Genomic DNA, 26,049 nt, shown 5'->3' on the forward strand with positions numbered 1-26,049 from the left:
GATGAATGATGATCTTTCGAAACGGCGTCTTGGGCGCGGATTGGCGGCTCTTATCGGAGAGATGGACCAGCCGACGCCGGTGGATGTTGGAAGACCGCCGGTCAATCCGGATCGTATGGTGCCGATCGAATTCATCGCCCGCAACCCGCGAAATCCCCGTCGTTATTTCGACGAAACCGAGCTGCATGATCTCGCCAGCTCCATTCGCCAGCACGGGATTGTGCAGCCGGTCGTCGTTCGCCCCGTTTCGACCGATCGTTATGAAATAATAGCCGGCGAAAGACGTTGGCGCGCGGCACAGCTGGCCGGCCTGGTCGAGATCCCGGTCATCGTTCGTGATGTTGACGACAAGACCGCGCTGGAAATTGCCATCGTCGAAAACGTTCAGCGTGCGGATCTCAATCCGCTCGAAGAAGCGCTGGGCTATGAGCAGCTGATTGCCGAGCACGGATATACCCAGAATGATCTCGGCGAGATCATCGGCAAAAGCCGCAGCCATGTCGCCAATTCCCTGCGTCTTCTGAAGCTTCCCGATCAAGTGCGCGATATGCTCGCTGCCGGTAGCCTTTCCGCTGGTCATGCGCGCGCGCTGGTGTCGACCTCCGACCCCGCGACCCTTGCCCGCACGATCGTTTCCAAGGGCATGTCGGTCCGAGATGCCGAGCGTCTGGCGCAGAATGACATCAAGGCCCAGAACGATCCCCGTCCCGCCGGAACCCGCAAGGACGAGAAGGATTCCGATACGCTGGCGCTCGAGCGTACCCTATCCGATGCGCTCGGACTGGATGTCGCGATCAACCATCGCGGCAATGGCGGTCAGGTAAAGATATCCTACAAGACCCTCGAGCAACTGGAAGAGATTTGCCGGCTGCTGGAGCGGCGCTAGAGCGGTTGCGGGAAAAGTCCGCAACGGTTTTTTATCCCTGAATTGCATAAAAAAACAATAGGTTAGCCCGCATAAGCGGGCCCATGAAGCGCTGATGTGCGCGGAAACATGTTTCCCGTGAAACATCAGCCCTTGCGGGCGGATTGCAGCGTCGTTGCCAGCAGGGTCTGGGTCGCGATCGTATCCTCCAGGCTGGCGCGCTGGCGCGTCTGCAGGACGGCGGATTGCAGCCTGTTCATTTCGCGCGCAATGGCTGGCGCTGTCCAACTCTTGAGTGCCTGTTCGATGATCGGCTTGCGACGAAAATGCAGGTGGCGCCCAAGTGTCTGCATGACCTGCGCTGGCGCCAGCCGCTTTTCGTCCATTTCGGCCCGCATCGTATCGAGCAATTGAAATTGCCTCAGGCAGCCCTGCAGCACGAGAAACATCGGCGTTTTCGAGGTGGCGATCTTCTGCATGGCATGCAGGAACGCTTCCGAATCGCCCTTCAGGATGGCGTCGACGGCGTCGTCCGTGGAGATCGCGCTGGCATCGCCGATGATATCGGTAACATGTTCTTCCTCGATCATACCCTGCCCGCGGCAATAGAGCGCCAGCTTGCGGACTTCGTTGCGCGAGGCAATACGGTCGCCGCCGAGAAGCTCCAACAGCACCTGGCGGGCCGCGGGCGTGATGCGGAGATTTTCATTTGCCAGCTCAGTATCGATGAGACCGTTGAGCGCGCGAATGTCGTCTGCGTAGCAGGGAATTGTCGCGACCGCGCGAGACGGTTCGGCTACCTTGCGCAACCCCGACCCCTTCTTGAGATCGCCTGCCTCGATGATAACAAAACTCGCATCCGGCGGGTTATCAGCGATGATCTGCAACGAATCGACGAGGCTTTTTTCGTTGGCGGCGCCGCGAATCCAGACGAGCTTCTCGCCGCCGAAGAGGCCGATGGCATTGACTTCGTCGAGCAAGCGGCCTGCATCGCTCTGCAGGTCGGTAACATCGAGCTTGATAACGGAGAAAGGATCTTTCAGATCGACTCCGGTCTTGGCCGCGATTTGGGCCGCGCGTTCGGAAACCAGGCCGCGATCCGGGCCATAAACGACAAAAATCCGGTAGTTCCGCGCGGCATTTTGGAGGAATCCGTCAAATTCGTGAGACTTGATTTCCGCCATGCCGCGCCCTTGATCAGCGGCTGAGCGCGGCAGCGATGTCGGCAGCCACCATTTCGGCGACCTCGCGGGCAGCGCGATCTTCCGAATCGCGGATCGCACGCTGCTTGGCGAATTCCTGCGACGGGAAATCCACCAGCGACGTGACCGAACGGCTGCCGGACTTCAGTACCTTGCCGTTGCTGGCATCCTTCAGCGTGAAGGATGCGGTGACGGTCGTACGGCCAGCTCCCGACGTATCGGAGGACGGCAGGTAGATAACGCCGCCCGTGCCCGAGCTGACGCCCAGATCGACGGTGTATTTCGGTGTCTTGGTCTCGCCGGCGCCGCGCCCGGCGATGAAGATCAGCTGGTTGCGGACTTGCTGGCCGACGCGCGAAGTGGCGTCTGAGAAAGAGACCTCGGACAGCTTCTGCGTCACGCCGGTGCTGACGGCATAGAGCGGCTTGACCTGGCAGGAGGACAGAAGGCCGGCAGCGGCCATCAGAGATGCTACGCCGGCAATGCGGGCGAACTTGAAAAGAGTATCAGACGACAATGTTTACGATCCTCTGTGGAACGACGATGATCTTCTTTGGCGCCTGATCATTCAACGCGCTTTTGACGGCATCCAGGCCAAGCACGGCCTGCTGGACGGCATTCTGATCTGCATCGCGCGCGATTGTCAATTCAGCGCGTTTCTTGCCGTTGATCTGAACGGGATAGATGATCTCGTTTTCGACGACGAGCACCTCGTCATAAGTCGGCCAGGGGCTGGTCGCGATCATGTGGCTATTGCCGAGTGCTGCCGAGCATTCCTCGGCCAGATGCGGCGTAATCGGCGCAACCAGCGCAATCAGGATCTCGACGGCTTCACGAACGGCGGAGCAGTAGGCGGCGTCGGCCTGGCCAGCCGCAACCTTGCCCAGCGGCGCAGCCAGCGCGTTGACGAATTCGTAGATGCGCGCCACGGCCTTGTTGAAGGCGAGCTTGTCGTAATCGCCCTGAACGGACTTCAGCGTGCGGTGCGCGATCTGTGAAACCGCAAGCGCTTTGCCCTCCTTAGCCGGAGTCGGCTCGACGGACTTCAGAGCCTCGGCCGCTTCGGAGACCAGGCGCCACATGCGCTGCGTGAAACGGTGGGCGCCTTCGACGCCCGCTTCGGACCAGATGACGTCGCGATCGGGAGGCGAATCGGAAAGCACGAAGAAGCGCGCGGTATCGGCACCGTAGGACGCGATGATGTCATCGGGATCGACGACGTTCTTCTTAGACTTCGACATCTTCTCGATGGAGCCGATGGCGATGTTCTCGCCGGTCGACAGCAGCGTTGCCCGGCGCTGCCCGTCCACTTCCTCGATGCTGATATCGGCCGGCGATACCCATTCGCGCGTCAGGCCTTGGCCGCGGCTGTAGGTTTCGTGCACCACCATGCCCTGCGTGAACAGGCCCTTGAAGGGCTCTTTGACGTCAAGATGGCCGGTTTCGCGCATGGCGCGGGTGAAGAAGCGCGAATAGAGCAGATGCAGGATCGCATGCTCGATGCCGCCAATATATTGATCGACCGGCAGCCAGCGGTTGGCTGCTGACTGGTCGGTCGGCTGGTTTTCCCAAGGTGCGGTGAAGCGGACGAAATACCAGCTCGAATCGACGAAGGTATCCATCGTATCGGTTTCCCGACGGGCATCCTTGCCGCATTGCGGGCAGGCGACGTGCCGCCAGCTGGCGTGCCGGTCGAGCGGATTGCCGGGCTGGTCGAAAGTCACGTCGTCAGGCAGCTTGACCGGCAGATCCTTCTTCGGCACCGGCAGCACGCCGCAATCATCGCAATGGATGACCGGGATCGGGCAGCCCCAGTAACGCTGACGGGAGATGCCCCAGTCGCGCAGGCGGAAATTCACCTTGCGTTCCGCCTGCGGCGTGTTGCCGAGGCTCGTCTCAGAGAGCTTCGTCGCCACCGTCTGGAAGGCTTCCTCGGTGCTCATGCCGTCAAGGAAGCGCGAATTGATCATCACGCCGTCGCCGTCATAGGCGACGTCGCCGACGGTAAAGCTCGCAGCATCGCCATCAGCGGGCATGACAACAGGCACAACGGGCAGATCGTATTTGCGGGCGAAATCCAGATCGCGCTGGTCGCCCGACGGGCAGCCGAAGATGGCGCCCGTGCCATAATCCATCAGCACGAAATTGGCGATATAGACCGGCAATTCCCAGGAGGGGTCGAAGGGATGACGGACGCGGATGCCGGTGTCCATGCCCTTCTTCTCGGCGGTTTCGAGTGCTGCCAGCGAGGTGCCGGCGCGGCGGCACTCCTCGCAGAAGGCTTCGATGGCCGGGTCCTTCGCAGCGGCTTCCTTGGCCAGCGGATGATCTGCCGATATCGCCAGGAAGGACGCGCCAAACAGCGTGTCGGGACGCGTCGTGTAGACCGTGATCTCGCGATCGGCATTGGGCGCGGTTTCCGGCACGATCTCCCAGCGGATGGACAGGCCTTCGGAGCGGCCGATCCAGTTCTTCTGCATCAACCGTACTTTTTCGGGCCAATGGTCGAGCGTGTCCAGGGCATCAAGCAGCTCCTGGCTGAATTCGGTGATCTTGAAAAACCACTGCGTCAGCTCGCGCTGCTCGACCAGGGCGCCGGAGCGCCAGCCGCGCCCGTCGATGACCTGCTCATTGGCAAGAACGGTGTTGTCGACCGGGTCCCAATTGACCTTGGATTTCTTGCGATAGACCAGACCCTTCTCCATCATGTCGATGAAGAGCATCTGCTGGCGATGATAGTAGTCGACGTCGCAGGTGGCGAATTCGCGGCTCCAGTCCAGCGACAGGCCCATGGCTTTCAGCTGTGTGCGCATCGAGGCGATGTTCTGGTAGGTCCATTCCTTCGGATGCACCTTGTTGTCGCGGGCGGCGTTTTCCGCCGGCATGCCGAAGGCATCCCAGCCCATGGGGTGCAGCACGTTATAGCCGCGCGCCCGCTTGTAGCGGGCAACAACATCGCCCATGGCGTAGTTGCGCACATGACCCATGTGGATGCGGCCCGACGGATAGGGAAACATCTCTAGAACGTAGTATTTCTCCCGCGGATCGGCGTTGTCGGTCACGAAGACCTCGTCCTCGTTCCATTTCTGCTGCCAGCGAGGCTCGGCGTCGCGCGGATTATAACGTTCGGTCGTCATCTGATTTTGTATTCCGGAAAATCATGGGGATTAAGGCGTGACCTTCACCACGAAACCACCCAAGCGTCAAGTTTAGCAGGCGCGGCAAGTGCCTTATCTTGCAAAGCAAAGCTGGATTCCGGCGCAATCGCCCTTGGCAAAGGCCGCTCGCCTCATTACTGCAAAGTCTGAGAAGCAAGCGTGAATATCGAGGCGAAAAGATGGAACTTCAAGAGCGCCTGAACGAAGTTCGTTCCCACATCGCGGCGGCGGAGCGTCAGGCCGGTCGGCCTGATGGTGCCGTGCAGCTCGTTGCCGTTTCCAAAACGTTCGATGCCGCTGCGATCCGGCCGGCAATTTCGGCCGGTCAGCGCGTGTTCGGCGAGAACCGCGTGCAGGAAAGCCAGGGCAAATGGCCAGAGCTGAAGGCCGAGACGCCTGGGATCGAGCTGCACCTGATCGGGCCGCTGCAATCGAACAAGGCCGTCGATGCCGTGGCGCTGTTCGATGTCATCGAAACGATCGATCGGGAAAAGATCGCCCGTGCGATCGCCGATGAAATGAAACGGCAAGGCAAGACCGTCAGGCTCTATGTGCAGGTGAATACCGGTCTGGAGCCGCAAAAGGCTGGGATCGCACCTGATGATACCGCCGCCTTTGTCGATCTCTGCCGCAAGGAGCTCGGACTTTCGATCGAAGGCCTGATGTGCATTCCGCCGGCGGACGAGAATCCGGGGCCGCATTTTGCCTTGCTCGCAAAGCTTGCCAAAAAAGCAGGCGTGGAAAAGCTCTCCATGGGCATGTCAAGCGACTATGAAATTGCCGTCGCCTTTGGCGCGACAAGCGTTCGCGTCGGCTCAGCGATTTTCGGGGCGCGGTAGATCCAATCGAAAACAAAGGCAACGCCGTCATGGGTCGGGCAGAGATGCGTGTGGTCGTCCACCATTCGCCCTCGTGGTTCGAGGCTACGGCCCCTTCGACAAGCTCAGGAGCCTACACACCTCACCATGAGGCGCTAACCTTCTGCGCACGGTCGTTGTATAGAACTTGGTTCTATCGAGTATGGCCCGCGGCTGCTCAGCAACAAAAAGCCCCGGATTTCGACGGGGCCTTCGTATTTGCAACCGATAATGCCGGATCTCAGAACTGATCGTCGTCGTCGTCGCGGGTGGTCGACTTCAGCGATTTCAGCTTGGCGAAGACGGCGTCGGCGTCGATTTCCTTTTCCTTAGGTTCGTCACGCTCATAGCTGAAGCCGAGCTTTTCGGTTTCCTGGGCGGGCTGCAGTGTCGCGCCGAGTTCGGCGGCGGTCGGCAGCGGACGGCCCTTGGAGGCCTTTTCGACTTCCATGTCGAGGTCGATCTGGCTGCAGAGGCCGAGCGTCACCGGATCCATCGGTGCCAGGTTGGCCGAATTCCAGTGGGTGCGCTCGCGGATCTGCTCGATGGTCGACTTGGTGGTGCCGACGAGGCGGGAAATCTGCGCATCCTTCAGTTCCGGATGGTTGCGCACCAGCCAGAGAATGGCATTCGGGCGATCCTGGCGCTTGGAAACGGGCGTGTAACGCGGGCCGCGGCGCTTCGATTCGGGCACGCGGACCTTCGGCTCGGAGAGCTTCAGCTTGTGGTTCGGATTGGCTTCGGCGCGGGCGATTTCCTCGCGCGAAAGCTGGCCGGTCGAGATCGGGTCCTGGCCCTTGATGCCCTGTGCGGCTTCGCCGTCGGCAATGGCTTTCACTTCGAGCGGATGCAGCTTGCAGAACTGCGCGATCTGGTCGAATGACAAGGCTGTATTGTCGACAAGCCAGATGGCAGTTGCCTTCGGCATGAGCAATTGTTGAGCCATAGATATAGTCCTTCTGTCAGTCCGCGCCGGTGTCGCGGTCCGGGGTGTAACACCACATTGTCCGGGAAATATTGCCCTATATAACGGTAGTGTCGCGGAATTGCAATTCTTTGAGTATGAAATGCACTTTGTCCAATTGCTGTCGTAGTTTGACCTGCTATTGATTGGGCGGAAAGAGCACCCATAATTGCGACAGGGGTGCCGGAATTCGAGGAGGAGAGAATGTCGGAAAAGATTCACCCGGTGACGAAACCGGTCAAGGCGCGTGCTTTGATCGATAAGGCGAAATACCAGAAATGGTATCAGCAGAGCGTCGAGGATCCCGACAAATTCTGGGGCAAGCATGGCAAGCGCCTCGACTGGTTCAAGCCTTATACCAAGGTCAAGAATACGTCGTTTACCGGCAAGGTCTCGATCAAATGGTTCGAGGACGGCGTGACCAACGTCTCCTACAATTGCATCGACCGGCACCTGAAGAAGCACGGGGACCGCGTCGCTTTCATCTGGGAAGGCGACAATCCCTATATCGACAAGAAGGTCACCTATAACGAGCTCTACGAGCAGGTCTGCCGACTGGCGAACGTCTTGAAGAAGCACGGCGTCAAGAAGGGCGATCGCGTCACCATCTATATGCCGATGATCCCGGAAGCGGCTTACGCCATGCTCGCCTGCGCCCGCATCGGCGCGGTGCATTCGGTCGTCTTCGGCGGCTTTTCGCCCGAGGCGCTGGGCGGTCGTATCGTCGATTGCGAATCGACCTTTGTCATTACCTGCGACGAAGGCGTTCGCGGCGGCAAATCCATCCCGCTCAAGGAAAACACCGATAAGGCGATCCAGATCGCGGCCAAGCAGGAGGTTGCGGTCAAGAATGTTCTGGTCGTCCGCCGCACCGGCGGCAAGGTTGCCTGGGAGGCCGACCGCGATCTCTGGTATCACGAGGCTATCGCCAAGGTGAAGGCGGATTGTCCGCCTGCGAAGATGAAGGCGGAAGATCCGCTCTTTATTCTCTATACGTCGGGTTCCACCGGCAAGCCGAAGGGCGTGCTGCACACGACGGGCGGCTATCTCGTCTATGCGGCGATGACGCATGAATATACGTTCGACTATCACCCCGGCGATATCTACTGGTGCACGGCCGATGTCGGCTGGGTGACCGGCCATTCCTACATCGTCTATGGGCCGCTCGCCAACGGGGCGACCTCGCTGATGTTCGAAGGCGTACCGAATTATCCCGACCAGGGCCGCTTCTGGGATGTCATCGACAAGCACAAGGTCAATATCTTCTACACCGCACCGACGGCGATCCGCTCGCTGATGGGTGCCGGCGATCATTTCGTCAAGCGTTCGTCGCGCTCCAGCCTGCGCCTGCTCGGCACGGTGGGTGAGCCCATCAATCCGGAAGCATGGGAATGGTACTACAAGGTGGTCGGCGACAGCCGCAGCCCGATCGTCGATACCTGGTGGCAGACGGAAACCGGCGGCCATATGATCACGCCGCTTCCGGGCGCGACGGACCTGAAGCCCGGTTCGGCCACCCTGCCCTTTTTCGGCGTCCAGCCGGAGCTGGTCGATAGCGAAGGCAATGTGCTGGAAGGTGCGGCCGACGGCAATCTCGTCATCGCCGACAGCTGGCCCGGCCAGATGCGCACTGTTTATGGCGACCACGAGCGCTTCATCCAGACCTATTTTTCGACTTACAAGGGTAAGTACTTCACGGGTGACGGCTGCCGGCGCGACGAGGACGGCTATTACTGGATCACCGGCCGCGTCGATGACGTGCTCAACGTCTCAGGCCATCGCCTCGGCACGGCCGAGGTCGAATCGGCACTGGTATCGCACAAGCATGTTTCGGAGGCGGCTGTCGTCGGCTATCCGCATTCGATCAAGGGCCAGGGCATCTACTGTTACGTGACGCTGATGGTCGGCCAGGAAGGTTCGGACGCGCTGCGGCAGGAGCTGGTGAAGCACGTTCGCACCGAAATCGGCCCGATCGCCTCGCCGGACAAGATCCAGTTCACCCCCGGCCTGCCGAAAACCCGCTCCGGCAAGATCATGCGCCGCATCCTGCGCAAGATTGCCGAGGACGATTTCGGCGCGCTTGGGGATACGTCGACACTGGCCGATCCGGCTGTCGTTGATGATTTGATCGCCAATAGACAGAACAAGGCCGATGCGGCTTAGGTGAACCCCGCGCTGCTTCGGCTGGTAGGGAGAATGCCTCAGGATTAGACGAGGCTAAATCCTCGTCTAATTTTCAAGGCTCATCCGGAAGCTCTGAAAAAGGTAATCGCGGAGCGAGCGACATGATCGTGTACGCTTCTTCGCTGCAAACCGGAGTCATAAAATATCTCCGGCGACGTCTTTATGCCTTGCGGCGTGGGTTCTGGTAAAAAGGTGTAATGACCTACTCCTCCCTGGAGGATCTCAAGGGAACTGGGTCGGATCTTTTCGTGAAGCCAAACGCAGCATTCGTTCGCGGGAGCGATGGTATCCGCATCGCCTCCTATAATTTGAACCGGCGCATTTATTTGTTCGAGGCTGTCCTCGGCAAAGCCGAGAACCGAGCGGCCAGGCGCAATCGCCAGCCCGTTCACAAATCTTTCGTCCTTGAAGTTTTCCCTTCGCCGATTCCACGACTCCAGAAAAATTCTGTCATGTAGAAGTGAAGGGATATGCTTGGCCAAATCAGGGAATTCCCTTGGGCCTCGCACTGGGCTCTTTCGAGGATTATCAGGTTCAAACTGGGAGTATGCCACGCGTGCTCCCAAGAGCAGCAGCGTCGTATAAGCACCGGCGGAGAAGCCGGCGACGTGGGCGCGGTTCCCGAATGTCGCTCCCAGAACCTCTTTCCAATCATCGGCGTCGAACAATGCGCTTAAATCGCTGGCCCGTTCCCAGAGACACAGGAAGCCTTCGGGCCTATAGGGCTCGGAGCCCGTGTGACCATGATGGTTTATCGCCAGGGCAACAAAGCCGGATTGCGCCAGACGATGCCCAAGCCAGCTCAAGCCGCCCGCGACGCCGCCCGAGCCGTGGGACAACATGACGACCGGCAGCGGATCGGACGTCAGCTTGATCGGCGCATCGTACGCGACGGCTTCCTGCTTAAACCATGATGGCGCCAATGGTGGCGTCTCTATCGCTTCATCGTCGGCCGGGTACCAAACAGACCAAGCGAGTGGCCGGGGGCCTGTACCATCCCAATTTGTTCGGCTCTGATCGAAGGACAGTCCCTGGGAGAAACCTACAGGCATCATTTCCCCTCTGTTTCCCAACGATAGCAGTATCGGCTATTGGGCGTAGTGGCTCCTTCTCATCATGGTGATGAGCAATGTGTCTCAAAAATCGATAGCCCGCCCATTGATCTCCCAATCGCCGAAGCGGGCGGGATCGGCGCCGCCGCGGCCGCCGATTTCGGGGGGGAGTTCGGCCTGCGCCTGAGCTTCCTGCGCCTTGCGGCGCTCTTCCGCTTCTGCCAACGCGCGCCTGGCGGCGGGCGAGAGCGGCTTGCGGGTGATTTCACCGGCTTCGGTGTCTAATTTATTGTCGTTATCTGCTGTCTGCATGAGGCGATCGGTCCGGAACCGTTGAAATAGGCGGATGAATAGCCAAATCATAGTGCGTCCGGCTGCAAAGAAAAAGGTTTGGACGACAGATGTGTTGGAGACCCCTCGATGAATCTCATGCGTACCGCCATGCTGCTTGCCTTCATGACCGCCCTGTTCATGGGCGTCGGCTATCTGATCGGCGGTCAATCGGGCATGCTGATCGCATTTGTCGTTGCCGCCGGCATGAACTTCTTTTCCTATTGGAATTCCGACCGCATGGTGCTTTCCACCTATAATGCGCAGGAAGTGGATGAGCGCAGCGCCCCGGAATTCTACCGGATCATCCGGGATCTCGCCCGCAATGCCGGCCTGCCGATGCCGAAGGTCTATCTTTACGACAGTCCGCAGCCGAATGCTTTCGCCACCGGCCGCAACCCGGAAAACGCCGCCGTTGCCGCCTCGACCGGCCTGCTGCATGCGCTGACGCCGGACGAAGTGGCCGGCGTGATGGCGCATGAGCTTGCGCATGTGCAGAACCGCGACACGCTGACCATGACGATCACGGCGACGCTTGCCGGCGCCATTTCCATGCTTGGCAACTTCGCCTTCTTCTTCGGCGGCCGCCGCGACAACAACAATCCGCTCGGCATGATCGGCGTCCTGTTGGCGATGATCGTCGCCCCTCTGGCGGCAATGCTGGTGCAGATGGCGATCAGCCGCACACGCGAATATTCGGCCGATCGCCGTGGCGCCGAAATCTGCGGCAATCCACTATCGCTGGCCTCGGCGCTTGGCAAGATCGCCCGTGGGGCGGAGCATATCCCGAACGAAGCGGCCGAAGGCCATCCGGCGACGGCGCATATGTTCATCATCAATCCGCTGTCGGGCGAGCGCATGGACAATCTGTTCTCGACGCATCCGAACACGGAAAACCGCATCGCCGCATTGCATGAAATGGCACGCTATGGCGGCGGCGGCGGCCCTTCGGCCAAGGCGCCGTCCGGCTTTGGCTCGACGGGACCGGTCTTGACTGCTAATCCGGAACGCAAATCGCGCTCCGTACCGAATACGGGTCGCGGTGGTTCGCAACCGCCGAAGGGACCCTGGTCTTGAGTTCTGACAAGAAAAACAAAGGCTTCAACGAGGACGGAAGAGGATCGGGCAAGGGGCCGGCTGAGGCTCGCCAGCATGATTCGGCGCCTGCGAAGCCCGGCTTTGCCGCGCGCGCGGCCGCAACGAAGATTCTGGCTGCCGTCATCGACCGCAAGACACCGCTCGACGGCATGCTGGATGCGGAGGGCGGCAATCCTGCCTACAAGGCGCTCAGCGATAGCGATCGGGCGCTGGTGCGCGCCATCCTGAACAGCGCGCTGCGGCATTTGCCGCGCATCGAAGCGGCGATATCGTCTCTGCTCGATGCGCCGCTGCCGGAAGGCGCTCGCGCCCTGCATCACGTGCTGGTGGTCGGTGCTGCGCAGATGCTCTATCTCGATGTGCCGGATCATTCCGCCGTCGATCTTGCCGTCGAGCAGGCCAATCGCGATCCCCGCAATCGCCGCTTTGCCAAGCTGGTCAACGCCATTCTCCGGCGCATCGGGCGGGAGAAGCAGGCCATTCTAGAACAGGTCGCAAGCGTGCCGGCGATGCCGGCCTGGTTTCTCTCCCGCCTGGAATCAGCCTACAGGGCGCAGGCTGCACTCAAAATTTCGGACACGCAGCTTGAGCCGGCGGCGATCGATCTTACGGTGAAATCCGATGCCGAAGGCTGGGCGAAACGCCTCAATGGCGTGGTGCTGCCGACCGGCGGCGTGCGGCTCGCCGCTTTCGAAGGGTCCATTCCCTCGCTTGAGGGCTTCGAGGAGGGCGAATGGTGGGTGCAGGATGCCGCCGCCAGTATTCCGGCGAAATTGTTCGGCTCGCTCGCCGGCAAGCGGATCGTCGATCTCTGTGCCGCGCCCGGCGGCAAGACGGCGCAGTTGATCCTTGCCGGCGGCAAGGTCACGGCTCTCGATCAATCCGCCAATCGGTTGAAGAGGCTGTCGGCCAATCTCGCGCGTCTCGGGCTGGAAGCGGAGACCGTCGTTGCCGATATGAGCAAATATCAGCCTGACGCGCTTTTCGATGCTGCCCTTCTCGATGCCCCCTGCTCCTCGACGGGAACCACCCGCCGTCATCCCGACGTGCTCTGGACCAAGGGCCCGGAGGATATCGCCAAGCTTGCCGCCTTGCAGGAGCGCCTGCTTCGCCATGCCCTGACGCTGGTCAAGCCCGGCGGCCTGGTGGTCTTCTCCAATTGTTCGCTCGATCCCGAAGAAGGCGAGGATCTGGTTGCCCGTCTTCTCGCCGATACTGATAGTGTCGAGCGCGTTCCGATCACGCCCGGCGACTGGCCCGGCCTCGAAGCAGCGATCTCACCTCTCGGCGCTTTCCGTACCACGCCGGACATGCTGCCGCTGACCGGCGGCTTTGCCTCCGGCCTCGACGGATTTTTCGCCGCCATGCTGCGACGCACGCGTTAGTCGCACTCTTATCGCATCTTTCGCGCATCAGTTAAGAATCCGGTAACATGTCCTTAATTGGTATATGTGTAACCTCTTTTTAACTACGGGTAACGAGAGTAAGCAGAAGCGAATATGCAGGTCTGCGGCAGGGTTTTGTGAGTTCATACATGCGGGAAGCATGGCGGCGGATGTCGCGCCGCGCGGCGTTGACGCGATTGCGTCTCACCCGCCACACCATGCGTGTGCCGGAACGCCTGATCGTGGCGCCGACCGACCTGCGCAGCGTCGATCCGTTTTTTGTCGAAGAACTTCTGAACGGCCGCATCCTGCTCGCCGGCCGGGTTCTGGAACTGCAGGGCGCATCGCCCTTTTCCCTGGAGCTGCCGTCGCGGGCCTTCGCCGCGCGTCTGCACAATTTCCGCTGGCTGCGACATTTGCGGGCAGAGAAGAGCGACCAGGCTTCGGCCTTAGCGCGTTCGATTCTGAGCGATTGGATCGCCGTTCACGGCCGCCGGCTGCATGGCCTTGCCTGGTCGCCCGACATCGCGGCGCAGCGGCTGATCGCCCTGTTGTCGCATTCGCCCGTGCTCCTGCATGGGACGGATAGCGGCTTCTACCGCCGCTTCATGCGCATGCTCGTCTTTCATGTGCGCTATCTGCGCCGAATGGCGTCGACGGCAAGGGACGGCACGACGCGGTTTCGTGTGCGCATCGCGCTGGCCATGTCCTCTGTTGCCATGCCCCATAGCGCCCTTGCGCTGAAGCGCGCCGGTCAGGCGCTCGATCGCGAGATCGACCGGCAGATCCTGCCCGATGGCGGCCATATCTCCCGCAATCCGCGGGTGTCGCTGGAGCTGCTGCTCGATTTGCTGCCGTTGCGCCAGACCTATGTCAATCTCGGCCATGACGTGCCGATCCGCCTCATTCCCGGCATAGACCGCATGTATCCGGCGCTTCGCTTCTTTCGCCATCAGGACGGCGATCTGGCGCTCTTCAACGGAGCGACGTCGACGCTTGCCAACGAACTGATGTCGGTCCTGCGCTATGACGAGACGGCCGGTCAGGCGTTCAAGGCGCTGCCGCACACGAAATATCATCGGCTGGCAGCCGGCCAGGCCGTCGTCATCGTCGATGTCGGCGCTCCCGCATCGGTCGATCTCAGCCGCACGGCGCATGCGGGCTGCCTCTCCTTCGAAATGTCGTCGGGCAAGAGCCGCTTCATCATCAATTCCGGCTCGCCGGAATTCGCCGGCGAGCGCTACGCACAGGCCGCGCGGGCGACCGCTGCGCATTCGACCGTCACCCTCAACGATACCTCGTCGAGCCTGTTCTCCAAGTCGAAATCGCTGGGGCCGATCATGGTCGGCGGCGTGAAGAAGGTCATCGTCGAGCGCGCGGAGACGGAAGATGGGCGCGATTATGTCCGGGCTGCTCATGACGGCTATCTCTCTACCTTCGGCTATGTTCACGAGCGCGAGCTGAGCCTCAATGCTAGCGGCACGATTCTCGCGGGACGCGACCGCTTCCTCGTGCCGGAAGGCAGGAAACAGGCGCCGAAAGGCGAAGGTATCGCATCGGCCCGCTTCCATATCCATCCCTCGATCAGCCTTTTGCAGACCGAGACGGATAGCGCGCTGCTGATCGCGCCTGACGGCGAGACCTGGGTCTTCTCCTCGCCGGGTAACGAGGTGCTGGTGGCGGAGGATATCTTTTTCGCCGACCCTTCCGGTATGCGCTCCTCCGATCAGCTCGAGATCGTTTTCCAGATCACCGAAAAGCCGGAAATCCGCTGGTTTTTATCCCATCGGCCATAGGCTAACCGCGCCAGCTATGCTAACGGGGCGGCATTATCGTCCCGCGCCCTTTCCGCCGGACATCTCCTCATGCCAGAGCGTTTTCGCTCTGTTTTTGTTATCTCGCAATTCCGGACGGAAAACTGCTGCGCCCTTTTCCTGGAATTGCTTCAGACCGGAGAAAGCCCATGGCCGTCGTTTCCAAGAAAATCCCTGCCCCTTACAAAGTGAAGGTGAAGACCGCGCTTCTGTCCGTCTTCGACAAGACCGGCATCGTCGAGCTGGCCCGCGCGCTCAGCGAACAGGGCGTGCGGCTGCTGTCGACCGGTGGCACGCACAAGGCGATTGCTGCGGCAGGCCTTGCCGTCACCGATGTCTCGGAGGTCACGGAGTTTCCGGAGATCATGGACGGCCGCGTCAAGACGCTGCATCCGAAGGTGCATGGCGGCCTGCTCGCCATCCGTGACGATGCCGAGCACCAGGCTGCGATGAAGGAGCACGGCATCGAAGGCATCGACCTTGCCGTCATCAATCTTTATCCCTTCGAGGACGTGCGCAAGGCTGGCGGCGACTATCCGACGACGGTGGAGAATATCGACATCGGCGGCCCGGCGATGATCCGCGCCTCCGCCAAGAACCACGCCTATGTGACGACGCTGACCGATCCGGCGGATTATGCCGAGCTGCTGGCGCAGCTTTCCGCCGATGCCGGCCAGACCACCTACGATTTCCGCAAGCGCATGGCCGCCAAGGCTTTTGCCCGCACTGCCGCCTATGACGCGATGATCTCCAACTGGTTTGCCGAAGCGCTCGATATCGCCACGCCGCGCCACCGCGTCATCGGCGGCGTGCTGCGCGAGGAGATGCGCTATGGCGAAAACCCGCATCAGAAGGCGGCCTTCTACGTCACCGGCGAAAACCGTCCCGGCGTTTCCACGGCAACGCTGCTCCAGGGCAAGCAGCTTTCCTACAACAATATCAACGACACCGATGCCGCCTACGAACTTGTGGCCGAGTTCCTGCCGGAAAAAGGTCCGGCCTGCGCGATCATCAAGCATGCCAATCCCTGCGGCGTCGCCACCGGCCCGAGCCTGGTCGAAGCCTATAAGCGGGCTCTCGCCTGTGATTCCGTTTCGGCCTTCGGCGGCATCATCGCGTTGAACAGCCTGCTCGATGCGGAAACGGCGGAAGAGATCGTCAAGCTCTTCACTGAGGTCATTATCGCACCCGCGGTCAGCGAGGAAGCCAAGGCGATCATCGCCCGCAAGCCCAACCTCCGCCTGCTGTCGGTCGGCGCTCTGCCCGATCCGCGCGCAGCCGGCCTGACCGCCAAGACCGTCTCCGGCGGCCTCCTGGTCCAGAACCGCGACAATGCCTTGGTCGAGGACATGGAGCTGAAGGTGGTCACCAAGCGTGCGCCGACGGCACAGGAGCTTGAGGACATGAAATTCGCCTTCCGTGTCGCCAAGCACGTGAAGTCGAACGCCGTTGTTTACGCCAAGGACGGCCAGACGGCCGGTATCGGCGCGGGACAGATGAGCCGCGTCGACTCCGCCCGCATCGCCGCGATCAAGGCGGAAGAAGCGGCCAAGGCGATGGGGCTCGCCGAGCCGCTGACGCGCGGTTCCGCCGTGGCCTCCGAAGCCTTCCTGCCATTTGCCGACGGCCTGCTGTCGGCGATTGCCGCCGGCGCCACCGCCGTCATCCAGCCGGGCGGCTCGATGCGCGATCAGGAAGTCATTGACGCCGCAAATGAGCATAATGTCGCGATGGTCTTCACCGGCATCCGCCATTTCCGCCATTGATGGCTTTACCCTCGCCCCAGCGGGGAGAGGGTCGCGCGTGCCGCGGGGTGAGGGGCGTTACCGGAAGTTATATATCGTTCGCAACGATATAGGCTGGTTCCAAATACGCCGAGGGACCTCCTCATCCGCCCTTCGGGCACCTTCTCCCCGCTGGGGAGAAGGTGATGAGCATATCCTTCAGCGAAATAGGAATATCCCTATTTTGCCTTGTCAGCCGGATAGGGCGTCGGCAGCAGAAGCAGCAGGCCGCCGGCGAGGAAGATGACCAGCGTCGCCATGCCGAGTCGCGCCGAGCCGCTCCAATAGGTCACCAGAGAGAAGAACAGCGTCGCCATGAAGCTGGTGGCGCGGCCTGAGAGCGCGTAGATGCCGAAATAGCGGCCGGCCTCGGCAAGGCTGACGCTGCGCGCCAGATAGGAGCGTGACGAGGCCTGCACCGGGCCGAAGGCGATGCCGATCAGCAGGCCATAGCCGATATAGGCCTTTTCCGCCGCCGTGCCGAAGAGGCTGCCGGTGCTGACGGTCGAGAGCGGAACGAGACCGAAGAGCGTGAAGCCAGGCCCTGTCGAGATGATGCCGAAGGTCGCGACGAGCAGCAGCGTCAGGCTGATGACGACAGTCGTTTTCGAGCCCAGCCAGCGGTCCACATAGCTGGCCGCAAAGCAGCCGAAAATGGCGATGACGTTGAGGATGATACCGTAGATGCCGATCTCGATCGTCGCCCAGCCGAACATGCCGGCCGCAAAGGTGCCGCCGAGGATCAGCAGGCCGTTGACGCCATCCTGATAGACCATGCGCGCGACGAGGAAGAGGCTGATGCCGCGCCGGCGCTTCAACTCGCCGAGCGTCGTTCTGAGCTCCCGCAGGCCCGAGCGAACTGCGGTTCGAAGCGGCAGGCCGCGTGCGGCATCGGGCGTGAAGAAGAACATCGGCAGGATGAAGAGGAAGTACCACACGGCGGAAATCGGACCGGTGATGCGCGCATCCTCGCCGAGCGTTGCGTCGAGGCCGAAGAGCGGCATCAGGCCGAAGATGGTCTTGCCGGTTTGCGGATTGCCGGCGAGCAGGGCGACGACGGTGATCAGCACGATCATGCCGCCGAGATAGCCGAGACCCCAGGCGGCATTCGACAGCTTGCCGATATCGTCCTTGCCGACCAGCCTCGGCATCATCGAATCGTTGAAGACGATCGAGAATTCGGCCGAGATCGAGGCGAGGATCATGAAGATGACGGGATAGATCACCGGCGAGCCCGGTGCTGCACCCCAGAGACAGAAGAGGCTGGCGATCTTGATGACGGCGAAGAAGGCGATCCAGGGTTTGCGCGCGCCCGATTGATCGGCGATCGAACCGAGGACTGGCGACAGGAGGGCGATGATCACCGAGGAGATCGTCGCCATATTGCTCCATGTCGTCTGCGCCGAGACCGGATCGGCCGTCAGCCGCGCGACGAAATAGGGGCCGAAGATGAAGGTGGTGACGACGGTGAAGAACGGCTGTGCCGCCCAGTCGAAGAACATCCAGCCCCAAATGCCGCGTGCCGGCACTTTTGCCGGCACGTCGTCGCCAATCCCGGTCATCACCAAATCCAGCCCCTGATTCCCTCACCCGCCTGCCGGGGTCGGGGCGGACTGTGTCACCTTGCCCGGCCGTTCGCAAGATCGCTCAGCAGGCCTGCGGCAACGGTGATTCGCGCGAGGTTGGGATCACCGCTTTCGCTCAGGCTGCCAAGCTCTTCGGCGATGCGGTTGATGCGGATGCGATCTTCCGCATGCCACGCCTGGATCGGCTGTTTGTCCTTCGGATGGTTTGCCAGGGCCGAGATGACGATATCGCGACGGGCGCCGGCGATCTGGTCGAGGCTGCGGGCCAGGGCAAGGCTTTCATAGTGATCGCCCGTGACGATCCGGCTGCCGGCAAGCAGCAGGCGGCCGACGCGGAAGGTCTGCGACACGGTGAAGTAGCTTTCGGCGGCGCGGTTCAGCGTGTCACCGGTGCGCTCGGCGATCTGCATGATCTCCGGAACGAGGACGAGCGCATAAATCGTGGCGATTTCCGAAGCCAGCTTTTCCGGCAGGCCGGCAGCCTGGTATTCCGCCTCGCGGGCGGCAATCTCGGCTGCGAAATCGGCCGGGATATGGCTGAGGAAGACCGGCCGCAGCTTTTTCAGCGCTGCTTGAAGCCGGCTAACCGTCTCCTCGATGTCGCCCTTGGCTGCGCCGGTTTTCAGAAGCAGGCGGGTGAGCACCGTATAGACCTCGGTGATCTCGCCATAGACGCGGTTCTGCATCTGGCCACCAACCTTGCCGTCAAGCGCGTCCGTCTCGTTCCAGAGGCGATCGAGATCGAAGCCGTCGCGGGCGACCACAGCCGCTTTGACGACTTCGGCTGCCGATGCCGCCGTCGCGTCCATCATGCTCACAGCAAAGCCCGGGCCGCCGCGATTGATCGCCTCGTTGGCGAGCGCCGTCGCGATGATCTCGCGGCGCAGCCGGTGGCTGTCGATATCGGTGGCGTTCGAACGCTGCATCTTGGCTGGGAAATAGCGGCTGAGGGTCGCGGCGAAATAGGGATCATCCGGCAGGTTGCTGGCAATAAGCGCGTCGAAGAGGACGATCTTGGCATAGGAGAGCAGCACGCCGATCTCGGCGCGCGTCAGCGGACGCCCGTTGGCATAACGCTCGGCGAAGGTCTGATCGTCGGGCAGCGTCTCGACCTTGCGGTTGAGCTGCTTGGCCGTTTCCAGCACGCTCATGAAGCGGCTGAGCTCCAGGCCGTTGCCGGTGCCCTTGCGCTCCGTCAGCGAGATCGCCAGGGATTGCAGATAGTTGTTCCGCAATACCAGAGTCCCGACTTCGTCGGTCATCGATGCCAGCAGGATATCGCGTTTGGCACGCGTCAGGCGGCCGTCATGCATGGCATTGGCGAGCGCGATCTTGATGTTGACCTCGACGTCCGAGGTGTTGACGCCGGCCGAATTGTCGATGGCGTCGGAGTTGCAGCGTCCGCCCTTGAGGCCATAGGCGATGCGGCCCTTCTGGGTGACGCCGAGATTGGCGCCCTCGCCGATCACCCTGGCGCGAACCTCTTCGGCGGTGATGCGGATCGGATCGTTGGCGCGGTCGCCGACATCCGAATCCGTTTCCGACGGCGCCTTGACATAGGTGCCGATGCCGCCGAACCAAAGTAGGTCGACGGGAGCCCTAAGGATCGCCGTCATGATCTCGAAGGGCGTGGCGACCGATTTGTCGATGCCGATGGCAGCGACTGCTTCCGGCGTCAGCGTCACCGACTTTGCCAAGCGCGAAATGATCATCGCACCCTTCGACAGGACCGACTTGTCGAAATCCTGCCAGCTGGAGCGCGGCAGGTCGAAGAGGCGCTGACGTTCGGCAAGCGTCCTTTCCATGTCCGGATCGGGATCGATGAAGATGTCGCGATGGTCGAAGGCGGCCAGAAGGCGGATCTTCGGCGAGAGCAGCATGCCATTGCCGAAGACGTCGCCGGACATGTCGCCGACGCCGACGACGTTAAAGGGCGTCGTCTGGATATCGATATCCATCTCGCGGAAATGCCGCTTCACGGTTTCCCAGGCGCCGCGGGCGGTGATGCCCATCTTCTTGTGGTCGTAGCCGGCCGAGCCGCCGGAAGCGAAGGCGTCGTCCAGCCAGAAGCCGGCTTCCTGCGCCAGTGCATTGGCAGTGTCGGAGAAAGTGGCCGTGCCCTTGTCGGCGGCAACGACGAAATAAGGATCATCGCCATCGAGCCGCACGGTATCGGCCGGCGGCACGATATCGGCGCCGGAGATATTGTCGGTGATCGACAGCAGCGTGCGGATATAGGTCTTGTAGGCTTCGCGACCGGTGTTGAAGATCTCGTCGCGGCTGCCGCCGACGGGAAGCTTCTTCGGATAGAAGCCGCCCTTGGCGCCGACGGGCACGATGACGGCGTTCTTGACCTGCTGCGCCTTCACCAGGCCGAGCACTTCGGTGCGATAGTCCTCGGCGCGATCGGACCAGCGCAGGCCGCCACGCGCTACTTTGCCGAAGCGCAGATGCACGCCTTCCACCTCGACGCCATAGACGAAGATTTCGCGGAAGGGACGCGGCTCGGGCAGGCCGTCGAGAAGCTTCGGATCGAGCTTGAAGGCGAGCATCGCCTTCGGCGTGCCGTCGGCACTCCTCTGGAAATAGTTGGTGCGCAGCGTCGCATCGATGGCGTTGACGTAGCGGCGGAGAATCCGGTCGTCATCGAGGCTCGGAACGTCGGCGAGCTCGGTTTCGATGGCGGCGTGCAGCTCGACAAGCTTCTTCGTGCGGCTCTTGTCGTTGAGCTTCGGATCGAGCGTGTCGTGGAACAGGCGGAAGAGCGATCCTGCAATGCGCGGATACTTGTCCAGCGTCGCGGCGATATAGTCCTGCGAATAGGCGATGCCGGCCTGGCGAAGGTAGCGCGAGTAAGCCCGCAGCACGTTGGTTTCGCGGGCGGAGAGATCGGCCGAAACGATCAGCCGGTTGAAGGCGTCATTGTCGATCGTGCCGCTGAAGGCGGCGAGGAAGGCTTCCTCCAACGCGGCACCATGGCGGGCGAGATCGATCGTCAGGCCACCACGAGCCTCGAGTTCCATGTCATGAAGCACGACATGACCCGCCCCGCCATCCTTGGCCGTGACATAGATATCGAAGGTCCGCTCGCTGATGACGTTGAAACCGAGATTTTCCAACAGTGGCACGCGGCGCGACAGCGCCAGATTGCCTCGCCCGTGGAAGATCTTCAGCGAAAGGATGTCGCCTGCCTCGTCCTTGCGGACATAGAAGCCGATGCGGATCGGCTCGGCGCCGGCCGTTGCCGTAATATTGGGCAGATCAGCAAAGGCGTCTTCCGGCGAGAAGGCTTCCTGGAAAGCCTGGCTGACGGATATGCGCGGCGCTTTCGGGCCGGCGAGCATGACGAAACGCTCGTCCCAGCGGGCGGTTATGGCGCGGATCGCTTCTTCCAGCTTGGCTTGCGGAATATGCGGCGTTTTGCCGGCGCTACGGCCGATGATGAAATGCACGCGCGCCACGCCGCCTTCCGGGAAGGCCGGGTAATAGGCGGAAACGCGGCCGTCATAGACGGTTTTCAGATAATTGCCGATCTTTTCACGGACGACGGAATCATATTCTTCGCGCGGCACATAGACGATGACGGAGACGAACCGATCGAAATGGTCGATGCGTGGCAGCGCCCGCACGCGCGGCCGGTCGGCCAGATCGTTGATCTGTTCGGCGAAGCTTGCGAGCAGCGTCGTATCGATCTGGAAGAGGTCGTCGCGAGGGTAGGATTCAAGCGTATTTTCCAGCATGCGGCCGGAATGGCTTGTGGGGTCGAAGCCGAAATGATCCTTGACCTTCTGCACCTTCGAGCGCAGCAGCGGCACTTCGGTGGCAGCGCTGGTGTAGGCCGTCGAGGTGTAAAGGCCGACGATACGCAGCTCGCCGGTGACGTTACCGTCGCTGTCGAAGCGCTTGACGCCGACATAGTCCATATAGGCGCGGCGATGGACAACCGACTTGACGTTGGCCTTGGTAACGATCAGGAAATCCGGCCCGTCGAGGAAGGCGAGGATTTCCGGCGTCGTGGTGACGGCGTCCTTGCCCTGGCGCAGCACGCGGACATCCGGATTGGAAAGAATGCCGAGGCCGGCGCCGCGATCGCGCTCGACCTTGGCGTCGGCGCCCTTGCCGGAATAGACATATTCGCGCATGCCGAGGAAGGTGAAATTGCCGTCGCGCAACCAGGAAAGGAAGGCAAGAGCCTCGTCGCGATCGCCCTTGCGGCGTCCCGCGGCCTCATATGTGGAGAGTTCCGAAATGACGATATCGAGGCGCGCCAGCATCGGCTTCCAGTCGGAAACGGTGAGATGCGTCTGATCGAGCACGGTCTGCACCCGCTTGATGAGATCCGTTGCCTGCGCTGCCGTCAATGGCGACAGATGAAGCTGGATATGGCTGACGCGATGGGCGGGATTGCTTAACTGATCGGCGGAATAGAGACTGGGCTGCTTGTCCTCCTCGATGACCAGGATCGGGTGCACGGCCATGTAGAGATCGCGGTAGGTGCTGCTCACCTCGCCCATGATCGATTCGTAGAGGAAGGGCATGTTGTGGTCGGTGATCGAGAGGATCGACACCGCGACGCCATCAGGCTCGATATTGGCGACCTGTTCGATGTTGACGCGCGGAGACGTGCCGTTCCAAGCTGCCAACTCTCGCGCGGCGTGCACCGCAGCATGGGCCAGCATTTCCGGACTGTAATGCTCCATGTCGTCATTGCTTGCCCGGCCGAACAGGATTTCGGGATCGAGATGCGCCTTGCCCGTCGTGGCCGCGATCTTGCGTACCGCTTCGAGCTGCTTTTCCCGTTTCGGATTGGTCCTGGACGCCATGAAATTCCTCCCGATTTTCGAAATTTGACCACAGTAGCAGAAGGTTTAGCGAAAAAACTGGCAAAATGAATGCGAATTAGATTGCTTTTCGACCGATTTGGCCACGAATTTTTAGAAATCTTGCCGAAAGGTGGATCTCGCCCCAAAGCAGATGGCGTTGACGTGAAATTGCCGAACCCGGCTATTCAACAGAGGTTTTCATGAGTTTGTGAAGCGCGGTTGACAGAGTGGCGCGAAAGGGATCATCAACGGCGCCATTGCAGTTTGAAGCCCTGAACTGGAAGTCATGATCATGTCGCAAATATCGGCCGGCGCCGTTATCGTCATCTCCAGCCATGTCGTCAGAGGTTCCGTCGGCAATCGTGCCGCGGTCTTTGCGCTGGAAACGCTCGGCCATCCGGTCTGGGCGCTGCCGACCATCGTCCTGCCATGGCATCCGGGCCACGGTCGTTCGACGCGATTGACCTTCAACGAGGCGGATTTCGACCGTGCGATCGACGATCTGATCGCCGCGCCGTGGCTGCCTGAGGTGAAGGCTGTCCTGTCGGGATATTTCGGCAATGCAGCGCAGGTGCATTCCGTTGCCCGGCTGGTGGCGGCCTTGCGGGAGAAGAACCCCGATCTCCTCTATGCCTGCGATCCGGTCATCGGCGATGCCGGCGGGCTCTATGTGCCCGAAGCGACGGCGGAGGCGATCCGCGATCATCTGATCCCGCTGGCGTCGCTGGCAACGCCGAACCGCTACGAGCTTGCCTGGCTCGCCGGCGCGCCGCTCGAAGACAACAATGCCATCATGGAGGCCGCACTCGCCCTCGGGCCGTCGCGCATGCTGGTGACGTCGGCGGTGCCGATGATGGCTGGCGGCATCGGAAATCTCTATCTTAGCGGCCGCAGCGCCTTGCTTGCAGAGCATCGCAGCATCGAGAATGCTCCGAACGGGCTCGGCGACCTGCTGTCCGCCTTGTTCTTGTCCCGCCTTGTGTCCGGGATGGACGAGGAACGGGCGCTGCAGCTTGCCACGGCCAGCGTTTATGAAGTGCTGGCGCGCGCCGTCAAGCGCGGCAGCGACGAGTTGACGCTCGCCGCGGATGCGGCCAGCCTATCGACGCCGATGGCGATGGTACAGCTGCGGCACCTCATGCATCCGGCGCAGCGGCGGAAAAAATAGCAGCCGGGAATGCCGGGCGCTTTTTGCAGCGCAATAGTTGCCATCGGCCGATGTGCGCTGTAATTCAATATCCATGCAAAGCTTTCCCGACACCCTTTTGAACGGCTATCGCAATTTCATGAGTGGGCGTTACGTCGATGAGCGCGAGCGCTATCGCACGCTCGCCGATCTCGGCCAGAACCCGTCGACGCTTGTGATTGCCTGTTGCGACTCCCGCTCGGCACCGGAGATCATCTTCGATGCCGGCCCGGGAGAACTCTTCGTCATCCGCAACGTCGCCAACATGGTGCCGCCCTATGAGCCTGATGGTAATTTCCATTCGACCTCGTCGGCGCTCGAATTCGCGGTTCTGTCGCTCAAAGTCTCCGATATCGTCGTGATGGGTCACGGCCGTTGCGGCGGTATTCGCGCGGCACTGGATCCGAACGCCGAGCCGCTTTCGCCCGGTGATTTCATCGGTAGGTGGATGGGGCTGCTGAAGCCGGCCGCCGAACAGATCCAGAGCAACGACATCATGACGCCGGCGGAGCGTCAGACGGCGCTGGAGCGCATCTCGATCCGCAATTCGCTCGACAATCTGCGCAGCTTTCCGGAGATCAAGGCGCGGGAAGAAGAAGGCAAGCTGCGCCTGCATGGCGCATGGTTCGATATTTCCACAGGGGAATTGTGGGTCATGGACCCTGAAACCCGGGATTTCATCCGGCCTGATGTCTAGGAGCTGAAATTAGCTCAAATAAAAAGCGCTGTGAACCATCCGGTCGCAGCGCTTTTTTCGTTTTGATCCAGCTTATCTGCCGTCGATCTGCTGACCAATATAGGCGATTGCCTGCTGATAGACCTTTGCGTCGTTCCAGCCGGCAATGGCTGAGAAGTTCGGTTCGCCAGGCTGGTAGCCGGCGCCGGGTTGCCAGCCATGACCGCGCAGGAAGTTCGCCGTCGAAGCAAGCGCGTCTGCGCGCGATCCCACAAGGTCGACCCTGCCATCGCCATCTTCATCGACGCCGAAGGCAACGACGTTTTTCGGCATGAACTGCGTCTGACCGATTTCGCCGTGCGCAGCGCCACGGGCCGACGGGCTGAGGTAGCCCTCGCCGACAAGCTTGAGGGCAGAGTAGAGCTGCTCGGTGAAGAATGCGGAACGGCGGCAATCATAGGCAAGGGTCGAGACGGCCGAGAGCGTATGCTGATCGCCCATGAAGCCGCCGAAGCCGGTTTCCATACCCCAGATGGCGATAATCGGGCCTGGGGGCACGCCGAAGCGCTTCTCGATCTTGGAGAAGAGCGCGGCATTGGCCTGCTTCATGCTCTTGCCGCGATTGATGATCGACTGGCCGCCGCGCTTCTTCATGAATTCCTCGAAGGAAAGCTTGAAGCTCTTCTGGCCGCGATCGGCCCGGATGGTGGGCTGATTGTAATGGACGTTGGCGAAGGCCCGATCGAGGACCGACGGGCTGACGCCCTGTCCTTGCGCTTCCCGCTTGAATTCCTGCACCCAGTTCTCGAAGCCGGCGGAAGTGTTGCCACAGGATGCCGCATTCGCGGCAATCGGCGTCGCCAGCAACAACCCGCCCGCCACGAGAGTTGCCATTCCAGACTTTGTGATGCGCATTCAGTTTCCCCGAATTCTTACCGCGCCGCAAACGCGGTAACCGTTTTTGAATGGCGCATAAGCCCTCCAATCCGGGCTCGTGCGCGGTCTAGTCTTCACTGGACCATGCCAGCATCCGACCGTCCTGTCATTATCACATTTTAGCGACCGATGTTTTCGCTTCACGGGAA

At 61.2% G+C, this 26,049-nt stretch carries 18 protein-coding genes; 9 read left to right on the forward strand and 9 right to left on the reverse strand.

What is annotated here, in order from left to right:
* Position 1 precedes the first annotated feature (1 nt).
* A complete protein-coding gene (locus tag FHT29_RS29930) occupies positions 2–886 on the forward strand; it encodes a ParB/RepB/Spo0J family partition protein (protein ID WP_037195629.1) in 885 nt (294 codons plus the stop codon).
* Between the two features lie 125 nt (positions 887–1,011).
* On the opposite strand, the gene holA is transcribed toward FHT29_RS29930, so the two are convergent.
* From holA to leuS, 3 genes are read right to left on the reverse strand one after another with little or no spacing between them, the layout of a single operon-like run.
* Positions 1,012–2,049: a DNA polymerase III subunit delta gene (gene holA, locus FHT29_RS29935; protein ID WP_168600829.1), complete on the reverse strand. Its 1,038-nt coding sequence runs from the start codon at positions 2,047–2,049 to the stop codon at positions 1,012–1,014.
* 13 nt (positions 2,050–2,062) lie between these two features.
* A complete protein-coding gene (gene lptE, locus FHT29_RS29940) occupies positions 2,063–2,584 on the reverse strand; it encodes an LPS assembly lipoprotein LptE (protein ID WP_047559388.1) in 522 nt (173 codons plus the stop codon).
* Positions 2,574–5,204: a leucine--tRNA ligase gene (gene leuS / locus FHT29_RS29945; RefSeq protein WP_047559391.1), complete on the reverse strand. Its 2,631-nt coding sequence runs from the start codon at positions 5,202–5,204 to the stop codon at positions 2,574–2,576. Before leuS ends, lptE begins: the two co-directional genes overlap by 11 nt.
* Before the next feature lie 200 nt (positions 5,205–5,404).
* Here leuS and FHT29_RS29950 point away from each other — a divergent pair, with 200 nt between their 5' ends.
* Positions 5,405–6,064, forward strand: coding sequence for a YggS family pyridoxal phosphate-dependent enzyme (locus FHT29_RS29950; protein ID WP_037195641.1), 660 nt, complete (start codon positions 5,405–5,407; stop codon positions 6,062–6,064).
* Between the two features lie 259 nt (positions 6,065–6,323).
* Here FHT29_RS29950 and FHT29_RS29955 read toward each other — a convergent pair whose 3' ends face one another.
* Positions 6,324–7,028, reverse strand: a complete 705-nt coding sequence (locus tag FHT29_RS29955; protein WP_037195643.1) for a DUF1013 domain-containing protein — start codon at positions 7,026–7,028, stop codon at positions 6,324–6,326.
* Between the two features lie 222 nt (positions 7,029–7,250).
* On the opposite strand from FHT29_RS29955, the gene acs reads away from it, so the two are divergent.
* Entirely contained in the window at positions 7,251–9,209 is a 1,959-nt protein-coding gene (gene acs, locus FHT29_RS29960) for an acetate--CoA ligase (RefSeq protein ID WP_168596410.1), read from the forward strand.
* A gap of 80 nt (positions 9,210–9,289) precedes the next feature.
* On the opposite strand, the gene FHT29_RS29965 is transcribed toward acs, so the two are convergent.
* Positions 9,290–10,282, reverse strand: a complete 993-nt coding sequence (locus FHT29_RS29965) for a hypothetical protein (RefSeq protein WP_168596411.1) — start codon at positions 10,280–10,282, stop codon at positions 9,290–9,292.
* A gap of 84 nt (positions 10,283–10,366) precedes the next feature.
* Positions 10,367–10,594: a DUF1674 domain-containing protein gene (locus tag FHT29_RS29970; protein ID WP_047559527.1), complete on the reverse strand. Its 228-nt coding sequence runs from the start codon at positions 10,592–10,594 to the stop codon at positions 10,367–10,369.
* Between the two features lie 108 nt (positions 10,595–10,702).
* On the opposite strand from FHT29_RS29970, the gene htpX reads away from it, so the two are divergent.
* The 4 genes from htpX to purH all read left to right on the forward strand — a co-directional run bounded on the left by htpX (position 10,703) and on the right by purH (position 16,675).
* Positions 10,703–11,689 carry a zinc metalloprotease HtpX gene (gene htpX / locus FHT29_RS29975; RefSeq protein ID WP_168600830.1) on the forward strand — a complete coding sequence of 329 codons (987 nt, stop codon included), beginning with the start codon at positions 10,703–10,705 and terminating at the stop codon, positions 11,687–11,689.
* On the forward strand, positions 11,686–13,095 hold the full coding sequence (locus tag FHT29_RS29980; protein WP_168600831.1) for an RsmB/NOP family class I SAM-dependent RNA methyltransferase: 1,410 nt from the start codon (positions 11,686–11,688) through the stop codon (positions 13,093–13,095). Before htpX ends, FHT29_RS29980 begins: the two co-directional genes overlap by 4 nt.
* Positions 13,096–13,244: 149 nt before the next feature.
* Positions 13,245–14,891, forward strand: coding sequence for a heparinase II/III family protein (locus FHT29_RS29985; RefSeq protein WP_037195652.1), 1,647 nt, complete (start codon positions 13,245–13,247; stop codon positions 14,889–14,891).
* A 167-nt stretch (positions 14,892–15,058) separates the two neighbouring features.
* Positions 15,059–16,675, forward strand: a complete 1,617-nt coding sequence (gene purH, locus FHT29_RS29990; RefSeq protein ID WP_047559405.1) for a bifunctional phosphoribosylaminoimidazolecarboxamide formyltransferase/IMP cyclohydrolase — start codon at positions 15,059–15,061, stop codon at positions 16,673–16,675.
* A gap of 197 nt (positions 16,676–16,872) precedes the next feature.
* Here purH and FHT29_RS29995 read toward each other — a convergent pair whose 3' ends face one another.
* Entirely contained in the window at positions 16,873–18,255 is a 1,383-nt protein-coding gene (locus FHT29_RS29995) for an MFS transporter (protein ID WP_052212497.1), read from the reverse strand.
* Between the two features lie 56 nt (positions 18,256–18,311).
* Positions 18,312–23,102, reverse strand: a complete 4,791-nt coding sequence (locus FHT29_RS30000) for an NAD-glutamate dehydrogenase (RefSeq protein WP_047559408.1) — start codon at positions 23,100–23,102, stop codon at positions 18,312–18,314.
* Positions 23,103–23,394: 292 nt separating this feature from the next.
* Here FHT29_RS30000 and pdxY point away from each other — a divergent pair, with 292 nt between their 5' ends.
* On the forward strand, positions 23,395–24,270 hold the full coding sequence (gene pdxY / locus FHT29_RS30005) for a pyridoxal kinase PdxY (protein ID WP_037195661.1): 876 nt from the start codon (positions 23,395–23,397) through the stop codon (positions 24,268–24,270).
* A gap of 73 nt (positions 24,271–24,343) precedes the next feature.
* A complete protein-coding gene (locus tag FHT29_RS30010) occupies positions 24,344–24,985 on the forward strand; it encodes a carbonic anhydrase (protein ID WP_047559410.1) in 642 nt (213 codons plus the stop codon).
* Between the two features lie 72 nt (positions 24,986–25,057).
* Here FHT29_RS30010 and FHT29_RS30015 read toward each other — a convergent pair whose 3' ends face one another.
* Positions 25,058–25,879, reverse strand: coding sequence for a lytic murein transglycosylase (locus tag FHT29_RS30015; RefSeq protein ID WP_037195665.1), 822 nt, complete (start codon positions 25,877–25,879; stop codon positions 25,058–25,060).
* Positions 25,880–26,049: the final 170 nt, after the last annotated feature.

This window comes from Rhizobium sp. SG741 (assembly GCF_012275435.1).
GTDB classification, from domain to species: domain Bacteria; phylum Pseudomonadota; class Alphaproteobacteria; order Rhizobiales; family Rhizobiaceae; genus Rhizobium; species Rhizobium lusitanum.